The 18,083-nt window shown below is 75.4% G+C and carries 15 protein-coding genes; 7 read left to right on the top strand and 8 right to left on the bottom strand.

Annotation, left to right across the window (positions count from 1 at the left end):
* Positions 1-32 precede the first annotated feature (32 nt).
* Both BLQ97_RS00885 and BLQ97_RS00880 read left to right on the top strand, forming a co-directional pair.
* Positions 33-1,814, top strand: a complete 1,782-nt coding sequence (locus BLQ97_RS00885; RefSeq protein ID WP_091362454.1) for a 3-hydroxyacyl-CoA dehydrogenase family protein — start codon at positions 33-35, stop codon at positions 1,812-1,814.
* Between the two features lie 76 nt (positions 1,815-1,890).
* Positions 1,891-2,127 (top strand): hypothetical protein, encoded by a 237-nt coding sequence (locus BLQ97_RS00880; protein ID WP_245691698.1) that lies wholly within the window; start codon positions 1,891-1,893, stop codon positions 2,125-2,127.
* Between the two features lie 75 nt (positions 2,128-2,202).
* Here the strand turns inward: BLQ97_RS00880 and BLQ97_RS00875 are convergent, their stop codons facing one another.
* The 5 genes from BLQ97_RS00875 to mce form a co-directional block, all read right to left on the bottom strand.
* The gene (locus tag BLQ97_RS00875) at positions 2,203-2,829 is read right to left on the bottom strand and encodes a class F sortase (RefSeq protein ID WP_217637002.1); all 627 of its coding nucleotides are present in this window, start codon (positions 2,827-2,829) and stop codon (positions 2,203-2,205) included.
* Positions 2,826-3,680, bottom strand: a complete 855-nt coding sequence (locus tag BLQ97_RS00870; RefSeq protein WP_245691697.1) for a DUF4397 domain-containing protein — start codon at positions 3,678-3,680, stop codon at positions 2,826-2,828. The genes BLQ97_RS00875 and BLQ97_RS00870 overlap by 4 nt, the downstream gene beginning before the upstream one ends.
* Positions 3,681-3,726: 46 nt before the next feature.
* The gene (locus BLQ97_RS00865; RefSeq protein WP_091362453.1) at positions 3,727-5,103 is read right to left on the bottom strand and encodes a hypothetical protein; all 1,377 of its coding nucleotides are present in this window, start codon (positions 5,101-5,103) and stop codon (positions 3,727-3,729) included.
* Positions 5,104-5,218: 115 nt separating this feature from the next.
* Entirely contained in the window at positions 5,219-6,550 is a 1,332-nt protein-coding gene (gene ccrA, locus BLQ97_RS00860; RefSeq protein WP_091362452.1) for a crotonyl-CoA carboxylase/reductase, read from the bottom strand.
* 111 nt (positions 6,551-6,661) lie between these two features.
* A complete protein-coding gene (gene mce / locus BLQ97_RS00855) occupies positions 6,662-7,129 on the bottom strand; it encodes a methylmalonyl-CoA epimerase (RefSeq protein ID WP_091362451.1) in 468 nt (155 codons plus the stop codon).
* A gap of 251 nt (positions 7,130-7,380) precedes the next feature.
* On the opposite strand from mce, the gene BLQ97_RS00850 reads away from it, so the two are divergent.
* Genes BLQ97_RS00850 through BLQ97_RS00840 form a run of 3 tightly spaced genes read left to right on the top strand, consistent with a single transcriptional unit; the run spans position 7,381 to position 11,091 of the window.
* Positions 7,381-8,571, top strand: coding sequence for an acetyl-CoA C-acetyltransferase (locus tag BLQ97_RS00850; RefSeq protein WP_091362450.1), 1,191 nt, complete (start codon positions 7,381-7,383; stop codon positions 8,569-8,571).
* On the top strand, positions 8,568-9,587 hold the full coding sequence (gene meaB / locus BLQ97_RS00845; RefSeq protein ID WP_091362449.1) for a methylmalonyl Co-A mutase-associated GTPase MeaB: 1,020 nt from the start codon (positions 8,568-8,570) through the stop codon (positions 9,585-9,587). Before BLQ97_RS00850 ends, meaB begins: the two co-directional genes overlap by 4 nt.
* Before the next feature lie 37 nt (positions 9,588-9,624).
* Positions 9,625-11,091 (top strand): phytoene desaturase family protein, encoded by a 1,467-nt coding sequence (locus BLQ97_RS00840; RefSeq protein ID WP_091362448.1) that lies wholly within the window; start codon positions 9,625-9,627, stop codon positions 11,089-11,091.
* A 65-nt stretch (positions 11,092-11,156) separates the two neighbouring features.
* On the opposite strand, the gene BLQ97_RS00835 is transcribed toward BLQ97_RS00840, so the two are convergent.
* Entirely contained in the window at positions 11,157-12,044 is an 888-nt protein-coding gene (locus BLQ97_RS00835) for a PDDEXK family nuclease (RefSeq protein ID WP_091362447.1), read from the bottom strand.
* 159 nt (positions 12,045-12,203) lie between these two features.
* Between BLQ97_RS00835 and BLQ97_RS00830 the strand changes: the two genes are divergently transcribed.
* Both BLQ97_RS00830 and BLQ97_RS00825 read left to right on the top strand, forming a co-directional pair.
* On the top strand, positions 12,204-12,737 hold the full coding sequence (locus BLQ97_RS00830; protein ID WP_091362446.1) for a MarR family winged helix-turn-helix transcriptional regulator: 534 nt from the start codon (positions 12,204-12,206) through the stop codon (positions 12,735-12,737).
* A 35-nt stretch (positions 12,738-12,772) separates the two neighbouring features.
* Positions 12,773-13,741: a tetratricopeptide repeat protein gene (locus BLQ97_RS00825; RefSeq protein ID WP_091363766.1), complete on the top strand. Its 969-nt coding sequence runs from the start codon at positions 12,773-12,775 to the stop codon at positions 13,739-13,741.
* A 22-nt stretch (positions 13,742-13,763) separates the two neighbouring features.
* Here BLQ97_RS00825 and BLQ97_RS00820 read toward each other — a convergent pair whose 3' ends face one another.
* Both BLQ97_RS00820 and glgB read right to left on the bottom strand, forming a co-directional pair.
* Complete coding sequence (locus BLQ97_RS00820) at positions 13,764-15,164, bottom strand: neutral zinc metallopeptidase (protein ID WP_091362445.1); 1,401 nt, start codon at positions 15,162-15,164, stop codon at positions 13,764-13,766.
* Between the two features lie 156 nt (positions 15,165-15,320).
* Positions 15,321-18,065: a 1,4-alpha-glucan branching protein GlgB gene (glgB, locus tag BLQ97_RS00815; RefSeq protein ID WP_091363764.1), complete on the bottom strand. Its 2,745-nt coding sequence runs from the start codon at positions 18,063-18,065 to the stop codon at positions 15,321-15,323.
* Positions 18,066-18,083: the final 18 nt, after the last annotated feature.

The raw sequence follows: 18,083 nt of genomic DNA, 5'->3' as shown, positions 1-18,083 counted from the left end.
TCGCCGACGATCCGTCGTGGAGGGATGGCAGCGTGGCCAGAGAACTGACCGAGGTCGGCGTGGTGGGGCTGGGCACCATGGGTGCCGGCATCGCCGAGGTGCTGGCCCGCGCGGGCCTGTCGGTGACCGCCGTGGAGATCGGCGACGAGGCGCTGGCCCGGGGCCGCGCGCACGTCGAGCACTCCACCGGGCGCGCGGTGGCGCGCGGCAAGCTGGAGGCCGGCGAGCGGGACGCGATCCTCGGGCGGATCCGGTTCAGCACGGCGCTCGAGGACCTGGCGCAGGCCGAGCTCGTGGTCGAGGCCGTCCCCGAGCGGATGGAGCTCAAGACCGAGCTGTTCGCGCAGCTGGACAAGATCTGCCCGCCGGACACCATCCTCGCGACCAACACCTCCAGCCTGTCGGTGACCGAGCTGTCGGTGGCCACCGGCCGGCCGAGCAAGGTCATCGGGATGCACTTCTTCAACCCGGCGCCGGTCATGAAACTGGTCGAGGTGGTGCGGACCGTCGTCACCGAGCCGTCGGTCATCGAGGACGTCGAGGCGCTGGCCGCCCGGCTGGGCAAGGTCGACGTCACCATCGGCGACAAGGCCGGCTTCATCGCCAACGCGCTGCTGTTCGGCTACCTCAACCACGCGGTGGCCATGTACGAGAACCGCTACGCCAGCCGCGAGGACCTCGACGCGGCCATGCGGCTGGGCTGCGGCCTGCCGATGGGCCCGCTGGCGCTCATGGACCTCATCGGCATCGACACCGCCTACGAGATCCTCGACACGATGTACAAGCAGTCGCGCGACCGGCTGCACGCGCCCAGCCCGATCATCAAGCAGATGATGACGGCGGGGCTGCTGGGCCGGAAGTCCGGCCGCGGCTTCTACACCTACGCCGGCCGCGACTCCGCCGAGGTCGTGCCCGACGAGCAGACCCCCGTCCCCGGCGGCGCCGCCGAGGGCGCCCGCCCGGTCGCCACGGTGGGCGTCGTCGGCTCGGGGACCATGGCCACCGGCATCATCGAGGTGGTCGCCAAGGGCGGCTTCGACACGCTGTTCCAGGCGCGCTCCCCGGAGAAGGTCGAGGCGGTCCTCACCGCGCTGCGCCGCTCCCTGGACAAGCAGGTCGCCCGCGGCCGGCTCGACGAGGCCGGCCGCGACGAGGTGCTGGGCCGGGTCCGCGGGACGACGTCCCTGGACGAGTTCGCCGACCGCGACCTGGTGATCGAGGCCGTCGTCGAGTCGCTGCCGGTCAAGCAGGCGCTGTTCGCCGCGCTGGGCGAGATCGCCAAGCCCGGCGCGGTCCTCGCGACGACGACGTCGAGCCTGCCGGTCATCGAGTGCGCCAAGGCCAGCGAGCGCCCCGGCGACGTGGTCGGCCTGCACTTCTTCAACCCGGCGCCGGTGATGAAGCTGGTCGAGGTGGTCAGCACCATCGCCACCGCGCCCGACGTCGCGGCCACCGCGCACGCCGTCTGCGCGCAGCTCGGCAAGCACGCGGTGTCGTGCTCGGACCGCGCCGGGTTCATCGTCAACGCCCTGCTGTTCCCCTACCTCAACGACGCGGTGAAGATGCTCGAGGCGCACTACGCGACCGCCGACGACATCGACGCGGCGATGAAGGTGGGCTGCGGCTACCCGATGGGCCCCTTCGAGCTGCTCGACGTCGTCGGCCTGGACGTGTCGCTGGCGATCGAGCGCGAGCTCTACACCGAGTTCCGCGAGCCCGGCTTCGCGCCCGCGCCGCTGCTCGAGCACCTGGTCACCGCCGGGTACCTCGGCCGCAAGACCGGCCGCGGGTTCCGGGACCACTCCCGGCACTGAGGTGCCCCGCCGGGGACGACGGAGCAGCGGGGGGCGGCCGGCCGGCCGCCCCCCGCTGTCGCGTCGACCCGAGACGGTGGAGGAGGCCGCCGACGGCGACTGGGTGGTCCGGTCGCTGACCGGGGCGGCCAGCACCAAGCCCTACCGCTGCCCGGGCTGTGACCAGGAGATCCGGCCCGGGACGCCGCACCTGGTCACCTGGCCGGCCTACGCCCGCGCCTCCGACCTCGACCCCTGGGACACCGACTCGGCCGCCGACCTGCGCCGGCACTGGCACGCCGCCTGCTGGCGCGCCCGCGGTCACCGCCGCTAGATGGAGGACCACCCTGCCCCCCACCGCTCGCAGGCTCGCGGCGGGCCCCTGCAGGGAGGCCCCTGACCGGAACGACTACGCCATCTGCGCGAAGACCACCACGTTGTCCTCGTAGCTGCGAACCGAGCGGTCGAAGTCGCCGCCGCAGGTGACCAGCCGCAGCTGGGGATCGGCGGTGGGGCCGTAGACCGCCTCGGTCGGGAAGGCGTCCTTCCGGTGCCGCTCGACGTCGGTGACCCGGAAGCGGGCGGTGGTCCCGTCGGCGCGGTCGACGAGCACCTCGTCGCCCGGGACGAGCTCGCGCAGCCGGGCGAACACCGCGGGGCCGTCCACGGAGTCCACGTGCCCGGCGAGCACGGCCGGGCCGACGTCGCCGGGCACGGTGCCGCGGGCGAACCACCCGGCCCGGTCGGGGTCGGCAGGCGCCGCCAGGGCGCCCGCCGCGTCCAGGCCGAGGTCGGCCAGCGCGGTGTCCACGCCGATCGCCGGCACCCGGAGGCGGCTGGGGGGCGCGGAGTGAGCGAGGGCCTGCTCGACCGCGACCACGGGTGCCGGCGTCTCCACAGCCCGCGCGGCGGCCGGCGCGGACCCGCCGGGGTCCAGCAGGGCGACCGTGCCGGCTCCGGCGGCGACGACGGCGAGGAGCAGCCGGAGCGCGCCCGGGGTCCCGAGGCGCGGGCCGCGGGCGCGCGGCCCGCTCACCGTGGCCCGGGCCGCGCCCCGTGCCGGCGGCGGCCGGCACCCGTCCGCGTCGCCGCCCAGACGAGCACCGCGCCGGCCACCGCGGGCAGCGGCAGGCCGTCGTCGGCGGTGCCGCCCGCGCCCGCCTCCACGCCACCGGCCGGGACGACGCCGGGACCGGCGGCGTCCAGGACCGTCCGCACGGCCAGCCCGCCGCCGGGGCGGTCGAGCACCAGCACGCTGTGGATCGAGCCCGCGGTCAGCTCCACGGGCAGCTCGGTGGCCGGGCCGCCGGCCGGGGTCACCGTGAGGGCCGTCGCGCCGGCCGGGACGTCGAGGTAGGCGCTCGTGTCGGTGAAGGCCAGGCCGGTGGCCAGCACCGGGCCGCCGGGGACGGCGACGTCGAGGGTCGGCGCCCCGGCGGCCGCGGCGACGACCCGCAGACGGGCGCTCCCGGCGGCCGGCGGCGTCAGGTCGTCGTCGAGCACCTCGAGGCCGAGGTCGGCGAACGTGCCGACGCCGGCCACGGTGCGGGCGCTGTCGGCGTCGACCTGCACGGTGGCGGACAGCACCGGCGGGGTCGCCGGGTCGGCACCGACCGGCCGCACGCTGACCGCGTAGCTCCCGGGCGGGACGTCCTGGTAGTCCGACACCGTGCCGTAGGCGACGGCGGGGACGACCCGCTCGTCGCCCGGGGCGGCGACCGGGTCGACGTAGACGTCGACGGCCGGGGTGTCGGGGGAGAGGTGCGCCAGCCGCAGCAGGCCGCCCTCGGCGGCGCGGGCCGCCGGCGCCGGGCACGCCAGCGCGGCCGCCGTCAGCGCGGTCACCGCCAGGAGCCGGCCGGCCGCCGCCAGCCGTGTCGCCGTCACCGGTCCTCCGCTGCGCAGCGTCCGCGGTGCCGCCGCGGGGAGGCGGTCAGCGGTGCCCGGGGACGGCGGGCTGGCCGCCGGTGTCGGACGGGGAGCCCGGGCCGACGGCGGGCTGCACCTTCGTCGAGGGTCCGTCGGAGGCGGGGTCCACGGCCGCCTGCTCGGCGGTCGCCGCGCGCCCCGACCCGGTGGGGGGCCCGGCGTGCCGGCCCTGCCCTCCGGAGGCGGCGCCGTCCTGGTCCGGTGCGGACACCGGCCGGATCTGCTGGGTCTGCGCGGCCGGCGACTCCTGCTGCGCGGGGGGCTGCACGGCCGGCTGGGTGGGCGGCGCCGGCGGCCGGGTGGGCTGGCGGGCGGCCGCGGCCTCCCCGCCCCCGGCCGGGCCCTCCGCCGGCCGCGGCTGCGCGGCCGGGCGCGGCGGCGCCGGCTGACCACCGGTCTGCGGGCCCACGACCCGCTGCATGCCGGTCGGCGGCCCCGCCACGGGTTGGATGGCGGTCTGGGGCCCGGTCGGCGCGGGCGCGGTCCGGCCGTCGCCGGGGCCCTCGGCGGCACGGCGCGCCGCCGGCGGCTCCTGCGGGGTGCCCTGCGGCGGCGCGGCCGGCCGGCCACCCGGCTGCGGGCGGTCGCCGAGGTCGGGCAGCGCGGAGAGCACGCGACGGGCCTCGGCGAGGCGCGCGGTGAGCTCGTCGCGCACCCGCCGGACGGCGGCGGCGGACGCCTCCGCCTCGCCGACGACGCGGGCCGCGTGCGCCTCGGCCGCGGCGACCCGCTCCCGGGCGGCCTGGACCGACGCGCGCTCGCGCTCCTCCTCGGCCCGGGCGGCGTCGGCGCGGCGGGCGCGCTGGGCGATCTCGAAGTCCTCCTCGACCTTGGCGCGGCGGGCCTGCGACTCGGCGTCGAGCCGGGCGACCTTCTCCTGCGCCTTGGCCACCAGCTCGTCGGCGCGGATCTGCGCCTTGCTGGCGATCTGCTCGGCGTTCTGCCGCGCCTCGGCGAGGACGTGCTCGACCTCGGCGCGACCGGCCGCCTGGCGCTCGAGCATCGCCCGCTCCTCGGCAGCGGTGTGCTCGCGCAGCGCGCGGGCCTCCTGCTCGGCCTGGCCGCGGATGTCGGCGGCCTCCTCCTCGGCCAGCCGCAGCATGTGCGAGATGCGCTCGCTCATGTTCTCGAAGGTGGCCGGGCCGGCGTTGGCGGCCTTGCGGCGCAGCTGTTCGATCTCGGCGTGCATGGCCGAGAGCTGCCCGGCCAGGTCGGTCGAGCGGCTGGCCGCGGCGTCCCGGTCGGCCAGCGCGACGCGGATGTCGGCCTCGAGGCGCTCGATGGTCTCGGCCACCTGGTGGCGGTCGTAGCCCCGCAGCACCACGTCGAACGAGTGCTGGGCCTCGCGCATCGGCAGCAGGTCGCGGCGGGGATCGGTCATGCGGTCCATCCTCGCAGAGTCGGGAGGGGGACGTCAGCGTGTGCACCGGGAGCACCGCGTCCCGGACGGCGGCGCGCACCGGCCCCCGGTCCGCGCGGACCGGGGGCCGGGTGCCTCACACGCCGCGGAAGCGGTTGATCGCGGCGAGGTGCTTCTCCCGCTTCTCGGCGTCCTTGACCCCGAGCCCCTCGGCGGGGGCGAGGGTGAGCACGCCGACCTTGCCCTGGTGGGCGTTGTTCTTCACGTCGCAGGCGGCCTGGCCGACCTCGTCCATGGCGTAGGTCTTGGACAGGGTCGGGTGGATCAGGCCGCGGTCGATGAGCCGGTTGGCCTCCCACGCCTCCTTGTAGTTGGCGAAGTGCGACCCGACGATCCGCTTGAGGTTCATCCAGAGGTAGCGGTTGTCGTAGGAGTGCATGTAGCCGCTGGTGGAGGCGCAGGTGACGATCGTGCCGCCCTTCTTGGCGACGTAGACGCTGGCGCCGAAGGTCTCCCGGCCGGGGTGCTCGAAGACGATGTCGACGTCGTCGCCGCCGGTCAGCTCGCGGATCCGCTTGCCGAACCGCTGCCACTCCTTCGGGTCCTGGGTGTCCTCGTCCTTCCAGAACCGGTAGCCCTCCGCGGAGCGGTCGATGACCAGCTCGGCACCCATCCGCCGCACGATGTCGGCCTTCTCCGGGCTGCTCACCACGCAGACGGGGATGGCGCCGCCGTTGAGCGCCATCTGGGTGGCGTAGGACCCCAGCCCGCCGGAGGCGCCCCAGATGAGGACGACGTCGCCCTGCTTCATCCCCGCGCCGTTGCGGGAGACCAGCTGCCGGTAGGCGGTGGAGTTGACCAGCCCGGGTGCGGCGGCCTCCTCCCAGGACAGGTGCGCCGGCTTGGGCATCAGCTGGTTGGACTTGACCAGGGCGAGCTCGGCGAGGCCGCCGAAGTTGGTCTCGAAGCCCCAGATGCGCTGCTGGGGGTCCATCATCGTGTCGTCGTGGCCGGCCGGGTCCTCCAGCTCCACCGACAGGCAGTGCGCCACCACCTCGTCGCCGGGCTTCCACTTGTTCACCCCGGGGCCCACCCGCAGCACCACGCCGGCCAGGTCGGAGCCGACCACGTGGTACGGGAGGTCGTGCCGCCTGGTGAGGTCGTTCTGCCGGCCGTAGCGCTCGAGGAACCCGAAGGTGGACACCGGCTCGAAGATCGACGTCCAGACGGTGTTGTAGTTCACCGAGGAGGCCATCACGGCGACGATCGCCTCGCCCGGGCCGAGCTCGGGGGTGGGCACCTCCTCGACGTGCAGCGACTTGCGCGGGTCCTTGTCCTTGGTGGGCATCCCGGCGAACATGTCCTGCTCGTCCTTGCGCACCAGCACCGCCCGGTAGCTCTCGGGCACCGGCAGGCCGGCGATGTCGGTGAGCTGGTCGGCGAGGATGGCGTCCCTGATGGCGTCCACGGTGTCTCCCGGGTCTTCGTCGGCTCGGAGGGCGGAGGGGCCGTGCGGCGGCAGGTTACCGACTGGTAACCGACGCCCCGGCGCCGGGGACCGGATCCCGGCGCCCGGGTCTCAGTGGGCGGTGCGCGCGGGCTCGACGAGCTCGACGAGGACCCCGCCGGCGTCCTTGGGGTGGACGAAGTTGACCCGGCTGTCCGACGTCCCCCGCCGGGGGGTGTCGTAGAGCAGCCGCAGGCCGCGCTCGCGCAGGGTGGCGCTGACCGCCTCGACGTCGTCGACCCGGAAGGCGAGCTGCTGCAGGCCGGGGCCCGAGCGGCCGATGAACTTCGCGATCGTGGAGTCGGGGGTCAGCGGGGCGAGCAGCTGGATGCGGGTGTCCCCGGTACCGACGGCGAGCATGGCCTCGCGGACGCCCTGCTCCTCGTTGGTCTCCTCGTGCACCGACCGCACGCCGAAGGCCTGCGCGTAGAAGGCGATCGCCTCGTCCAGGTCGGGGACGGCGATGCCGACGTGGTCGATCGTGGTGAACAGCTCGGCGGGCAGACCCGTGGCCGGAGGCGTCGCGTCGTTGGCGGTCACCGCGTCATGGTGGCGCAAGACGTCTGAGACGACCTACACAGTGTGGTGCGCATCACGCGGACGGGGCGTCGGCGTCCCGTGGCCCCGCGGATCACGCGTCCCGGCCGTGCGTCACCGGCCCTCGGCGTCGTCGACCCGGTTGGAGAACCGATCTATCCTGATCGACAGCCCTTTCGCCGCGACCCGCACGTCCCGTGCCGGCGCGGCCCGACCCGCGGTCGCCAGCGGCGGCGACCGGCACTGGAGGCAGCATGTCCCGCTCGGTCATCGTCAGCGGCGCCCGGACCCCGATGGGCCGACTGCTCGGCTCGCTCAAGGACTTCTCCGCGGCCGACCTGGGCGCCGTCGCCATCAAGGCGGCCCTCGAGCGGGCCGGCATCTCCGGCGACCAGGTCGAGTACGTGATCATGGGCCAGGTGCTGCAGGCCGGTGCCGGGCAGAACCCGGCCCGCCCCGCGGCCGTCGCCGCCGGCATCCCGATGACCGTGCCGGCCCTCACGATCAACAAGGTCTGCCTGTCGGGCCTGAGCGCCATCGCGATGGCCGACCAGCTCATCCGCGCCGGCGAGTTCGACGTCGTCGTGGCCGGCGGGCAGGAGTCGATGACCCAGGCGCCGCACCTGCTGCCCGGCTCGCGCACCGGCACCAAGTACGGCAACGCCACCCTGGTCGACGCGATGGCGCACGACGGGCTGTCGGACACCTTCGACCAGGTCGCCATGGGCGCGCTGACCGAGCAGGCCAACAGCCGCTACGACCTCACCCGCGAGGAGCAGGACGCCTTCGCCGCCGAGAGCCACCAGAAGGCCGCCCGCGCCGGGAAGAACGGCATCTTCGAGGAGGCCATCGCCCCGGTGCTCATCCCGCAGCGCAAGGGCGACCCGATCGAGTTCCGCGACGACGAGGGCGTCCGCGCCGACACCACGGTCGAGACGCTGGCGCGGCTCAAGCCGGCCTTCGCGAAGGACGGGACCATCACCGCCGGCACGTCCTCGCAGATCTCCGACGGCGCCTGCGCGGTGGTCGTCATGAGCGCGGAGAAGGCCGCCGAGCTCGGCATCACCCCGATCGCGGAGATCGGCGCCCACGGCGTCGTCGCCGGGCCCGACGCCACCCTGCAGAGCCAGCCCTCGCGGGCGGTGCAGCGGGCCTGCGAGCGGGAGGGCATCGACCCGGCCGACCTCGACCTGGTCGAGTTCAACGAGGCCTTCGCCGCCGTCGCGCTGGTCTCCACCAAGGAGCTCGGGATCGACCCGGAGAAGGTCAACCCCAACGGCGGCGCGATCGCCCTGGGCCACCCGATCGGCATGAGCGGTGCCCGGATCGTGCTCGACGTGGCGCTGGAGCTGCGCCGCCGCGGCGGCGGCGTGGGTGCCGCGGCCCTGTGCGGCGGCGGCGGCCAGGGCGACGCGCTGATCCTGCACGTGCCCGCCCGGGCGTGACCCCCGACGGCCTCGCCGTCCGGACCGGCGCCCCCGTCGCCCCCCTCGGGCGCCGGGGGCGCCGGCACGTCGACGTCCCCGACCTGGTCGCGCGCGCCCGGGACGGCGAGGCGCGCGCGGTGGCCCGGCTGATCTCGCTGGTCGAGGACGCCAGCCCGTTGCTGCGCGAGGTCGCCGCGGCGCTCGCCCCGCACACCGGCCGGGCGCAGGTGCTCGGCCTGACCGGGGCGCCCGGCGTGGGCAAGTCGACGACGACCACCGCGCTGGTGCGCGCGCTGCGGGCGGCCGGCCGGCGGGTGGGCGTGCTCGCCGTCGACCCGTCCTCGCCCTTCTCCGGCGGCGCGCTGCTCGGCGACCGCGTGCGCATGCAGGACCACGCCGGCGACCCCGGCGTCTTCATCCGCTCGATGGCCTCCCGCGGGCACCTCGGCGGACTGGCCTGGGCCACCCCGCAGGCGCTGCGCGTGCTCGACGCGGCCGGGTGCGACGTCGTGCTGGTGGAGACGGTCGGCGTCGGGCAGTCGGAGCTGGAGGTCGCCTCGCTGGCCGACACCACGCTGGTGCTCGTGGCGCCGGGGATGGGCGACGGCATCCAGGCGGCCAAGGCCGGGATCCTCGAGGTCGCCGACGTGTTCGTCGTCAACAAGGCCGACCGCGACGGCGCCGACGAGACCGTGCGCGACCTGCGCTACGCCCAGTCCCTGGGCGGGCGGCACGCCGGGCCGGGCGCCTGGCGTCCGCCGGTCCTGCGCACGGTGGCCGCCCGCGACGAGGGCGTGGACCGGGTGCTGGCCGAGGTCGGGGCGCACCGCCGCTGGCTGGAGGCCTCCGGCGAGGGCGCCCGGCGGCGTGCGGAGCGGGCCGCGCGGGAGATCGAGGCCATCGCGCTGGCCGGGCTGCGCGAGCGGATGGGCGAGGTCCGCGGCTCCGCGGCGCTGGCCGCGCTGGCCGGCGAGGTGGTGGCGGGGGAGACCGACCCCTACCGCGCGGCCGACCGGCTCCTGGCCTCCCTGTGACCGCGCAGCTCCGGGCCGCGCCGGGGAGGATGGCCCGGTGAACGGGAAGCCCGATGCCGTCGTCGTGGGAGCCGGGCCGAACGGCCTGGCCGCCGCCCTCCGGCTGGCCGCCGCCGGCCTGCGCGTGCAGGTGGTCGAGCAGGCCGACAAGCCCGGCGGCGGCATGCGCACCGAGGAGCTGATGCGGCCGGGGTACCGGCACGACGTCTGCTCGATCGTGCAGCCGATGGCCGCCGCCGCACCGTTCTTCCGCGAGTTCGACCTGCCCAGCCGCGGCGTGCGGCTGGTGCAGCCGGAGGTCAACTTCGCGCACCCGCTCGACGGCGGGCGGGCCGCGGTCCAGTACCACTCGCTGGAGGAGACCGCGGACGCGCTCGGGCCCGACGGGGCGGCCTACCGCCGGCTGTTCGAGCCGCTGGTCGAGCACGGACAGGACGTCGTCGAGTTCTTCCTCACCTCGGCGCTGCGCCGGCCGCCGACCCGCAGCGTGCCGCAGATCGTGAACTTCGGGCTCAACGGGCTGCCCAACGTGAGCTGGCTGGCGCACCGGTACTTCGAGACCGAGGAGGCCCGCGCCCTGCTGGGCGGGGCCGCCGCGCACGGCATGCTCGACCTCAGCCAGCCGCTGACCTCCGCGCTCGGGATGCTGCTGACGATGCTGGGCCACCACGTCGGGTGGCCGCTGGTCGAGGGCGGGTCGCAGAACCTCGCCGACGCCATGGTCACCGCACTGGAGCAGCAGGGCGGCGAGGTGGTCACCGGGCACCTGGTCACCGACCTGCGCGAGTTCGACGGCGTCCCCGCGGTGCTGCTGGACACCTCGCCCGAGGCGTTCGTGTCGATGGCCGGCGACCGGGTGCACGAGGGCTACCGGCGGTGGGTGCGGCGGTACGAGCACGGCGCGGGCGTGTTCAAGATCGACTGGATCCTGTCCGAGCCGGTGCCCTGGACCAACCCCGACGTCCGGCGGGCCGGGACGCTGCACGTCGCCGGGACGCTCGAGGAGACGATCGCCGGCGAGCGCGCCCCGAACCAGGGGAGGGCCGCCGAGCGCCCGTACGTGCTCGCCGTCCAGCCGACCGTGCCCGACCCGACGCGCGCCCCCGCCGGCGGGCACGTGTTCTGGGCCTACGTGCACGTGCCGCACGGCTCCGACGTCGACATGACCGCGGCCATCGAGGACCAGGTCGAGCGGTTCGCCCCCGGCTTCAAGGACACGATCGTCGACCGGGTCACCAAGAACGCCGTCCAGATGGAGGCGTGGAACCCGGTGTACATCGGCGGGGACATCTCCAACGGCCAGGCGACCCTGAGCCAGATGCTGTTCCGCCCGGTGCCGCGGTGGAACACGTACAAGACGCCGGTCGACGGCGTGTACCTGGCCTCCTCGGCCACCCCGCCCGGTCCCGCGGTGCACGGCGCCTGCGGGGACAACGCCGCGAAGGTGGCCCTGCGCGAGGTTTTCGGCGTCCGCCGGACCCCGCGCCTGCGCCCCGCGGCCTGAGGTTCCCGCCGCCGCGCTGTGTCGAGATGCGGCGCAGCGCGGTCACCCGGGCGGCTGGACGACGATCAGGCGGATCTCGGTGCTGCGAGCAGGCGGCGGAGCTGCGCCAGCAGCGCCTCGGGACGGTGCAGGTCGGCCGCGGTGACGAAGACGACGCGCCAGCCGGCCGCGGTGAGCCGGTTGAGCCGCGCCCGGTCCGCGCGGAACTGGGCCGGGTCGCCGTGCCAGGCCCCGTCGTACTCCAGGGCGAGGCGGTGCTCCGGCCAGGCGAAGTCGACGCGGGCGACGAACCCGCCGCCGCTGCGCACCACGTGCTGGGCGACGGGCGGGGGCAGCCCGGACCCCCGCACCAGCAGCCGTAGCCGGGTCTCCTGCGGCGACTCGGCCAACCCGTCGGCGAGTGCGGCGACCCGGCGGACGTGGCGGCAGTCCCGCCCGGTCAGACCCGTGGCCGCAGCCCGGACCTCGGCCACGTCGACCAGGCCGCGGCGCAGGAAGCGGTCGAGGTCCACGACCGCCTCGACGAGCGGCCGGGTGCGGGACAGGTCCAGGGCGGTCCGCAGGGGTGTGGTGACCCGGGCGGGACCGCGCCTCGTCACCTCGTCGGGGGACAGGGCCCGTCGGCTCAGGACGACCCCGTCGACGGCGCCCGCGCGACACGCGGGAGGGACGGTGCAGGTGACCGCGTCGTCGCGGCCGGCCAGGTCGACGCCCCAGAGGACCGCCGCGCTGCGCCCACTCACCACGGCGCCGGGCAGGAGCAGGCAGGCGACCGCCAGCGCCCGCCGTCCGTGGTCGACGTCGACGGTCGTGCAGGCGTAGACGTCCGGGAACAGCCGCTGCCACGCAGAGGTCCGCAGCTGCGCGGGCGTGAGCAGCCCGGCGCGCACGACGACCGACCCGCGGAACACCCGGCCGGCCAGCTCCGGTGGACGCGTCGGCAGTCGGGACACGAGCGGGGATGCTGCCGTGGACGGTCGCGATCCCGCCGTCGCCGTCCACAGGCGGGCGGCGAGAAGCGGCTGGTGGCGGTCACCCGTGCGGGGAGGCCGCTGCAGGCCGCATCTCGGCGTGCAGGGGGGCGCACGGACGGGACAGGTAGCGTCGGCGGCATGGCTCGGGCGCTGGGGCTGCCGTTCGACCCGATCGAGCGCGCGGGGGAGAGCTGGGAGCAGCGCTTCGGGCCGGCCGCGGCGATGCGCGCGGCGACGTCGGTGTTCCGGGTGCAGCAGATCCTGCTGGCCCGCTTCGACGAGGCGCTGCGCCCGCACGGGCTCACCTTCGCCCGCTACGAGGTGCTCGTGCTGCTCACCTTCAGCCGCACCGGTCAGCTGCCGCTGAAGGTCATCGGCAGCCGGCTGATGGTGCACCCGACGAGCGTCACCAACGCCATCGACCGGCTGGTCGCGGCCGGCTTCGTCGACCGCCGGCCCAACCCCGCCGACGGCCGCGGCGTGCTGGCCGGCATCACCGAGCGCGGGCGCGAGGTCGTGGAGGCGGCCACCGGCGACCTCACCGCCCTCGGCTTCGGCCTCGGCGACCTGCCCGAGGCCGAGCTCGACACGCTCTTCCAGGTGCTGCGCCGGGTCCGGCTGGGCGCCGGCGACGTCGCGGGCGTCGAGGCCGCCCCGTCCGCCGAGGGCTGACACCGCGCCCGCCGGCCGGTGGGATCATGGGTGGCATGCAGCCGACCCGTCCCGGACGCCCCGACCCGCGCGCGCAGGCCCAGCAGGCCCAGCTGGCCGCCTCCCTGGCCGGTGCGGTCGACCTCGCCGCCGTCAAGGCGCGCTCCGAGGCCGCCGCGCGCGCCCAGGCCGCCCCGCCGCCGAGCGCCGCGGCCCCCGCGGGCGCGCCCGGCGCGGCGGTCGTGGACGTCACCGAGGCCACCTTCCAGACCGAGGTCCTCGACCGGTCCTTCCAGGTGCCGGTCGTGCTCGACCTCTGGGCCGAGTGGTGCGGCCCGTGCAAGCAGCTCTCCCCGGTGCTGGAGCGGCTGGCCGGCGAGAGCGGCGGCTCGTGGGTGCTGGCCAAGGTCGACGTCGACGCCAACCCGGCGCTCGCCCAGGGGCTGCGGGTGCAGGGCATCCCGGCGGTCAAGGCCGTCTGGCAGGGCCAGCTGGTCGCCGAGTTCACCGGGGCCATCCCCGAGGAGCAGGCCCGCCAGTTCGTCACCGAGCTGGTGCGCGCCACCACCGGCGGTGCGCTGCCCGACGGCCCCGAGGGCGCCGACGAGGGCCTGGACGACCCCCGCCTGGACGCCGCCGAGGCGGCGCTGGAGCGCGGTGACCTGGAGGCCGCCGAGGCCGCCTACGCGGCGATCCTCGAGACCGAGCCCGACCACCCGGTCGCCGGCCTGGCGCTGCGCCAGGTGCAGCTGTTCCGCCGCGCCGACGCCGCCGGCCCCGACGCGCTGGCCCGCGCCGACGCCGCGCCCGACGACGTCGAGGCGCAGACCCGCGCGGCGGACTTCCTGCTCGGCACCGGCGACGTGGAGGGCGCCTTCACCCGGCTCGTCGACGTCGTCCGGCGCACGGCGGGGGAGGACCGCGACCGGGCCCGGCAGCACCTGGTGGGCCTCTTCGACGTCGTCGGCGCCGAGGACCCGCGGGTGGTCGCCGCCCGCCGCCAGCTGATGGCCGCCCTCTACTGAGCGGCCCGCCGCGGCGGGCGGCTCAGGCGCCGACGTCGCAGGGACCGGAGCCCTGCAGGAAGCCGGCGCGGAAGACGTCGATCAGCTGGAACCCGGTCAGCTCGACGTCGGCGAGCACGTCGGGGTCGTTGCCGTACTCCAGCAGGAACTGGACGCTCTCGTCGAGGTCGCCGGGCGAGATCGTCACCGTCGACAGCTGCTGGTTGTAGACCTGCGCGGAGTACCAGCCGGTCAGGCACACCGCCGACTGCAGCGCGCCGGTGTCGTCGGTGGACAGTCCGAGCTGGTCGCGGGCGGCCAGCGCGTAGGGGATGGACACCCCGGTGACCAGGGCGAAGTCGCCGAGGTCGTAGGCCTGCTCGGCGAAGCGCTGGTCGTAGGCGACCAGCCCGGCGTCACCGTCCCCGCCGTCGCCGCAGTAGACCAGCGCGACGTCGGCGCTCGCGCAGCCCGGCGGGTCCCCGCCGAAGGTGTCCAGCGTGGGCTCGGTGAACGTGCCGCCGAGCACCTCCTCGAACGCCCGGGTCCAGAACTCCGGCAGCGAGGCGGCGATGATGTCCTGGGTGTCACCGAAGGACGCGTTGCCCCGGTTGGCGAAGTCGACGTCGCTGGTGAACTCGCCCTGCGTGAACACCCGGTCGGGACCGAACTCGTCCCGGCAGGCGGTCGGGCCGTCGTCGAAGCCCTCCTGGAACGCCGAGACGCGGTCGAAGTAGGAGCCGTGTGCCTGCTGCTCGCCGCTGCCGGTGCCCACCGGGTCGCGCAGCAGGAAGTAGCCCCGCAGCAGCTGGTCGAGGTCGGCGGTGTCGATCTGCGCGAACTCGCCGTTGCCGTCGGCCACCCACGCCGTCCAGGCGCCGGCCAGGCAGTCGGCCTGCGTCTCGGTGGCGATCGAGGTCTGCGGGTAGCCGACCCGGGCCTGCACCGCGTGCCCGAACTCGTGCGCCATGACCAGCTGCGGCAGCACCTCGCCGTACTCGGCGGCGAGCTGCCCGAGGAAGGCGCGGTCGTAGCTGATCGAGTCGGAGTTGGGCACGCCCTGCGCCGAGCAGTAGAAGGCGTTGTTCTCCAGGTCGCGCGGGTCGGTGCCGCAGCCGATGCCCTGGGGGTAGGCGGCGGGGTCGACGTCGTTCGGGTCGACGCTGAAGTAGCCGCCGGTCAGCGGCGGGAACGCCTCGCCGTAGACGTCGGGGAAGGACGCGCTCCAGTAGGACTGGAGGTCGGCCAGCGCGTTGCGGGCCAGCGAGTCGATCGGCCCGTCGGTCGCGCCGACGATCGGCACGCTGCCGTCGCCGACCGACTCCTGGGGCGCGAGCCGCGAGCTCGGCAGCCCGATCACCACGGAGGAGCACCCCGACGTCACCAGGACGCCGAGTGCGATCAGCACGAGGAGGGCGCCCCGGGAGCGCGAGCGGAGGTCCATCGCAGGCCCCCTACCCGCGACCGGCCTGCGTGAACGCCGGAGCAGCGCGCGTGCCGAGCCGCGGCGGAGCCTCATGCCAGCGGTGTCCCTCCTCTGCCGGGGTGCGGTCGGGCCGGCGCCCGGTTCCCCGGACGCCGGCCCGACCGGACGTGCGGGTCAGCCCTCGTGCAGCAGCCAGACGGTGCCCAGCGGCGGCGCGGACAGCGTGGCGGAGTACGGCTGGCCGTGCCAGGACTCCTCGACCGCCTCCACCCCGCCGTAGTTGCCGACGCCCGAGCCGCCGTAGCCCTCGGCGTCGGTGTTGAGCACCTCGCGCCAGCGCCCGCCGCGCGGGAGGCCGATCCGGTAGCCGTGGTGCGGCTGCCCGGAGAAGTTGCAGACGACGGCCAGCGTCTGCTCCTGCGACCCGCCGTCCCGGCCGTGGCGCAGGAAGCTGAGCACGTTGCCCGAGGCGTCGTTGGCGTCGATCCACTGGAAGCCGGACGGGTCGACGTCGAGCGACCACAGCGCGGCCAGCTCGCGGTAGCGGCTGTTGAGGTCGGTGACCAGCTGCAGGATGCCGCGGTGCGCCGGGTCGTCGAGGTGCCACCAGTCCAGCGAGCGACTCTCGGCCCACTCGGCGTCCTGCGCGAACTCCGAGCCCATGAACAGCAGCTGCTTGCCCGGGTGCGCCCACATGTAGGCCAGGTAGCTGCGCACGTTGGCCAGCTGCTGCCACCGGTCACCGGGCATCTTCCGCAGCAGCGAGCCCTTGCCGTAGACGACCTCGTCGTGGCTGATCGGCAGCACGTAGTTCTCGGAGTAGGCGTACATCATCGAGAACGTCAGCTGGTTGTGGTGGTAGCTGCGGTGCACCGGCTGGCGCTGCACGTACGACAGCGAGTCGTGCATCCAGCCCATGTTCCACTTGAACCCGAAGCCGAGGCCGCCGAGGTGGGTGGGCCGGGTGACGCCCGGCCAGGCGGTGGACTCCTCGGCGATGGTCACCACGCCCGGGACCTCGCGGTAGACGGTGGCGTTGACCTCCTGGAGGAACGACACCGCCTCGAGGTTCTCCCGCCCGCCGTGCACGTTCGGGATCCACTCGCCGTCCTTGCGCGAGTAGTCGAGGTAGAGCATCGAGGCGACGGCGTCGACCCGCAGGCCGTCGACGTGGAACTCCTGGCACCAGAAGAGGGCGTTGGCGACCAGGAAGTTGCGCACCTCGGTGCGGCCGAAGTTGAACACGAAGGTGCCCCAGTCCGGCTGCTCGCCGCGGCGGGGGTCGGCGTGCTCGTAGAGGGCGGTGCCGTCGAAGCGGCCCAGCGCCCAGTCGTCCTTGGGGAAGTGCGCGGGCACCCAGTCGACGATGATCCCGAGACCGGCCTGGTGCGCCCGGTCCACCAGGTACCGGAAGTCGTCGGGGCTGCCGAACCGCGACGTCGGCGCGTAGTAGCTGGTCACCTGGTAGCCCCACGACCCGCCGAAGGGGTGCTCGGCGACGGGCAGGAACTCCAGGTGGGTGAAGCCGGCCTCGACGGCGTAGTCGACCAGCTGCTCGGCCAGCTCCCGGTAGGACAGGCCCTGCCGCCAGGAGCCCAGGTGGACCTCGTAGACGCTCATCGGCCGCTCGTGCCAGTCGCCCCGGGCGCGCTCGGCCAGCCAGGCGTCGTCCTGCCACTCGTGCGTGGACTCGACGACGACCGACGCGTTGGCCGGCGGGACCTCGGTGGCGAAGGCCATCGGGTCCGCCTTCTCCCGCCACACGCCGTCGGCGCCGAGCACGTGGAAGCGGTAGCGGGTGCCGACCTGCACGCCGGGGACGAAGAGCTCCCAGACGCCGATCGAGCCGAGTTGGCGCAGCGGGTAGGCGCGGGCCTGCCAGTAGTCGAAGTCGCCGGTGACCTTCACGCCCTGGGCGTTGGGCGCCCACACGGCGAAGGAGACGCCCTCGACGGTGCCGCGCGGGGTGTCGTAGCGCCGCACGTGGGCGCCGAGCGCCTGCCACAGCTTCTCGTGGCGGCCCTCGCCGATGAGGTACTGGTCGAGCTCGCCGAGCGTGGGCAGCCAGCGGTAGGGGTCGTCGACCAGGTAGCTGTCACGCCCGCCCTGGCCGTCGAGGTAGCTGACCTCGATCCGGTAGTCGCCGGGCTGGTTCGGCAGCGCGGCCTCGAAGACGCCGCCGCCGTGGACCTGCCGGGCCTCGTAGCGGGTGTCGTCCTGGTCGACGACGGTGACCGAGACGGCGTCGGGGCGAAGCGTGCGCACCACCCAGCCGCCGGCCGCGGGGTGCGCGCCCAGCACGCGGTGCGGGTCGCGCGACCAGCCCTCGACGACGGCGCGCAGGTCGTCGGCGCTCACGTCGTCGGGGACCGCCTCCGCGGTGACCGGGCCGCCGGCCTGCTCCTCGGGGCCGGGTGCGGCGTCCGGGGCCTGCGCGGCGGCCGGCTCCGGCTCCGGCTCCGTGGCGTCGGGCTGCCCGACGGGTGCGCCCGCGGGCGACCCGGGCTCGGCGATCGGCGCCGGCGCCACGACCGGTGCGGTGGTGCCGCCCTGCTCGGCGACGACCTCCTCGGTGGGTACCGCGGCGGTCTCGGCGGCGGTCCGCTTCGCCGGGGTCCGCTTGCGGGTCGCCTTCGCCGGGGCGCCGTCGGCGGCGGCCTTCTTCGTCGTCCGCCTGGCCTTCGTCGGCGCGGCGGGCTCGGCGTCGCCGCCGTCCGCCGTCGCGGCGGCGACCGCCTTCTTCGCGGGCGCCTTCTTCGCGGCGGCCTTCTTGGCCGGGGCGCGCTTCTTGGCGGGGGAGGGGTTGACGACCGGCTCGTTCTCGGCCGCCTCGGCCTGCGCGGTCTTCTCCTCGACCACCCGCTGCAGCTCCTCCTTGGTGGCCGGCGCGTCCCCGCTCGTCGAGTCGTTCGTCGTCATCGTCGCGTTGCCGTCCTC

Source organism: Geodermatophilus telluris (assembly GCF_900102745.1).
In the GTDB taxonomy this organism is placed as follows: domain Bacteria; phylum Actinomycetota; class Actinomycetes; order Mycobacteriales; family Geodermatophilaceae; genus Geodermatophilus; species Geodermatophilus telluris.
This window is presented reverse-complemented; position numbering and strand designations above follow the sequence as displayed.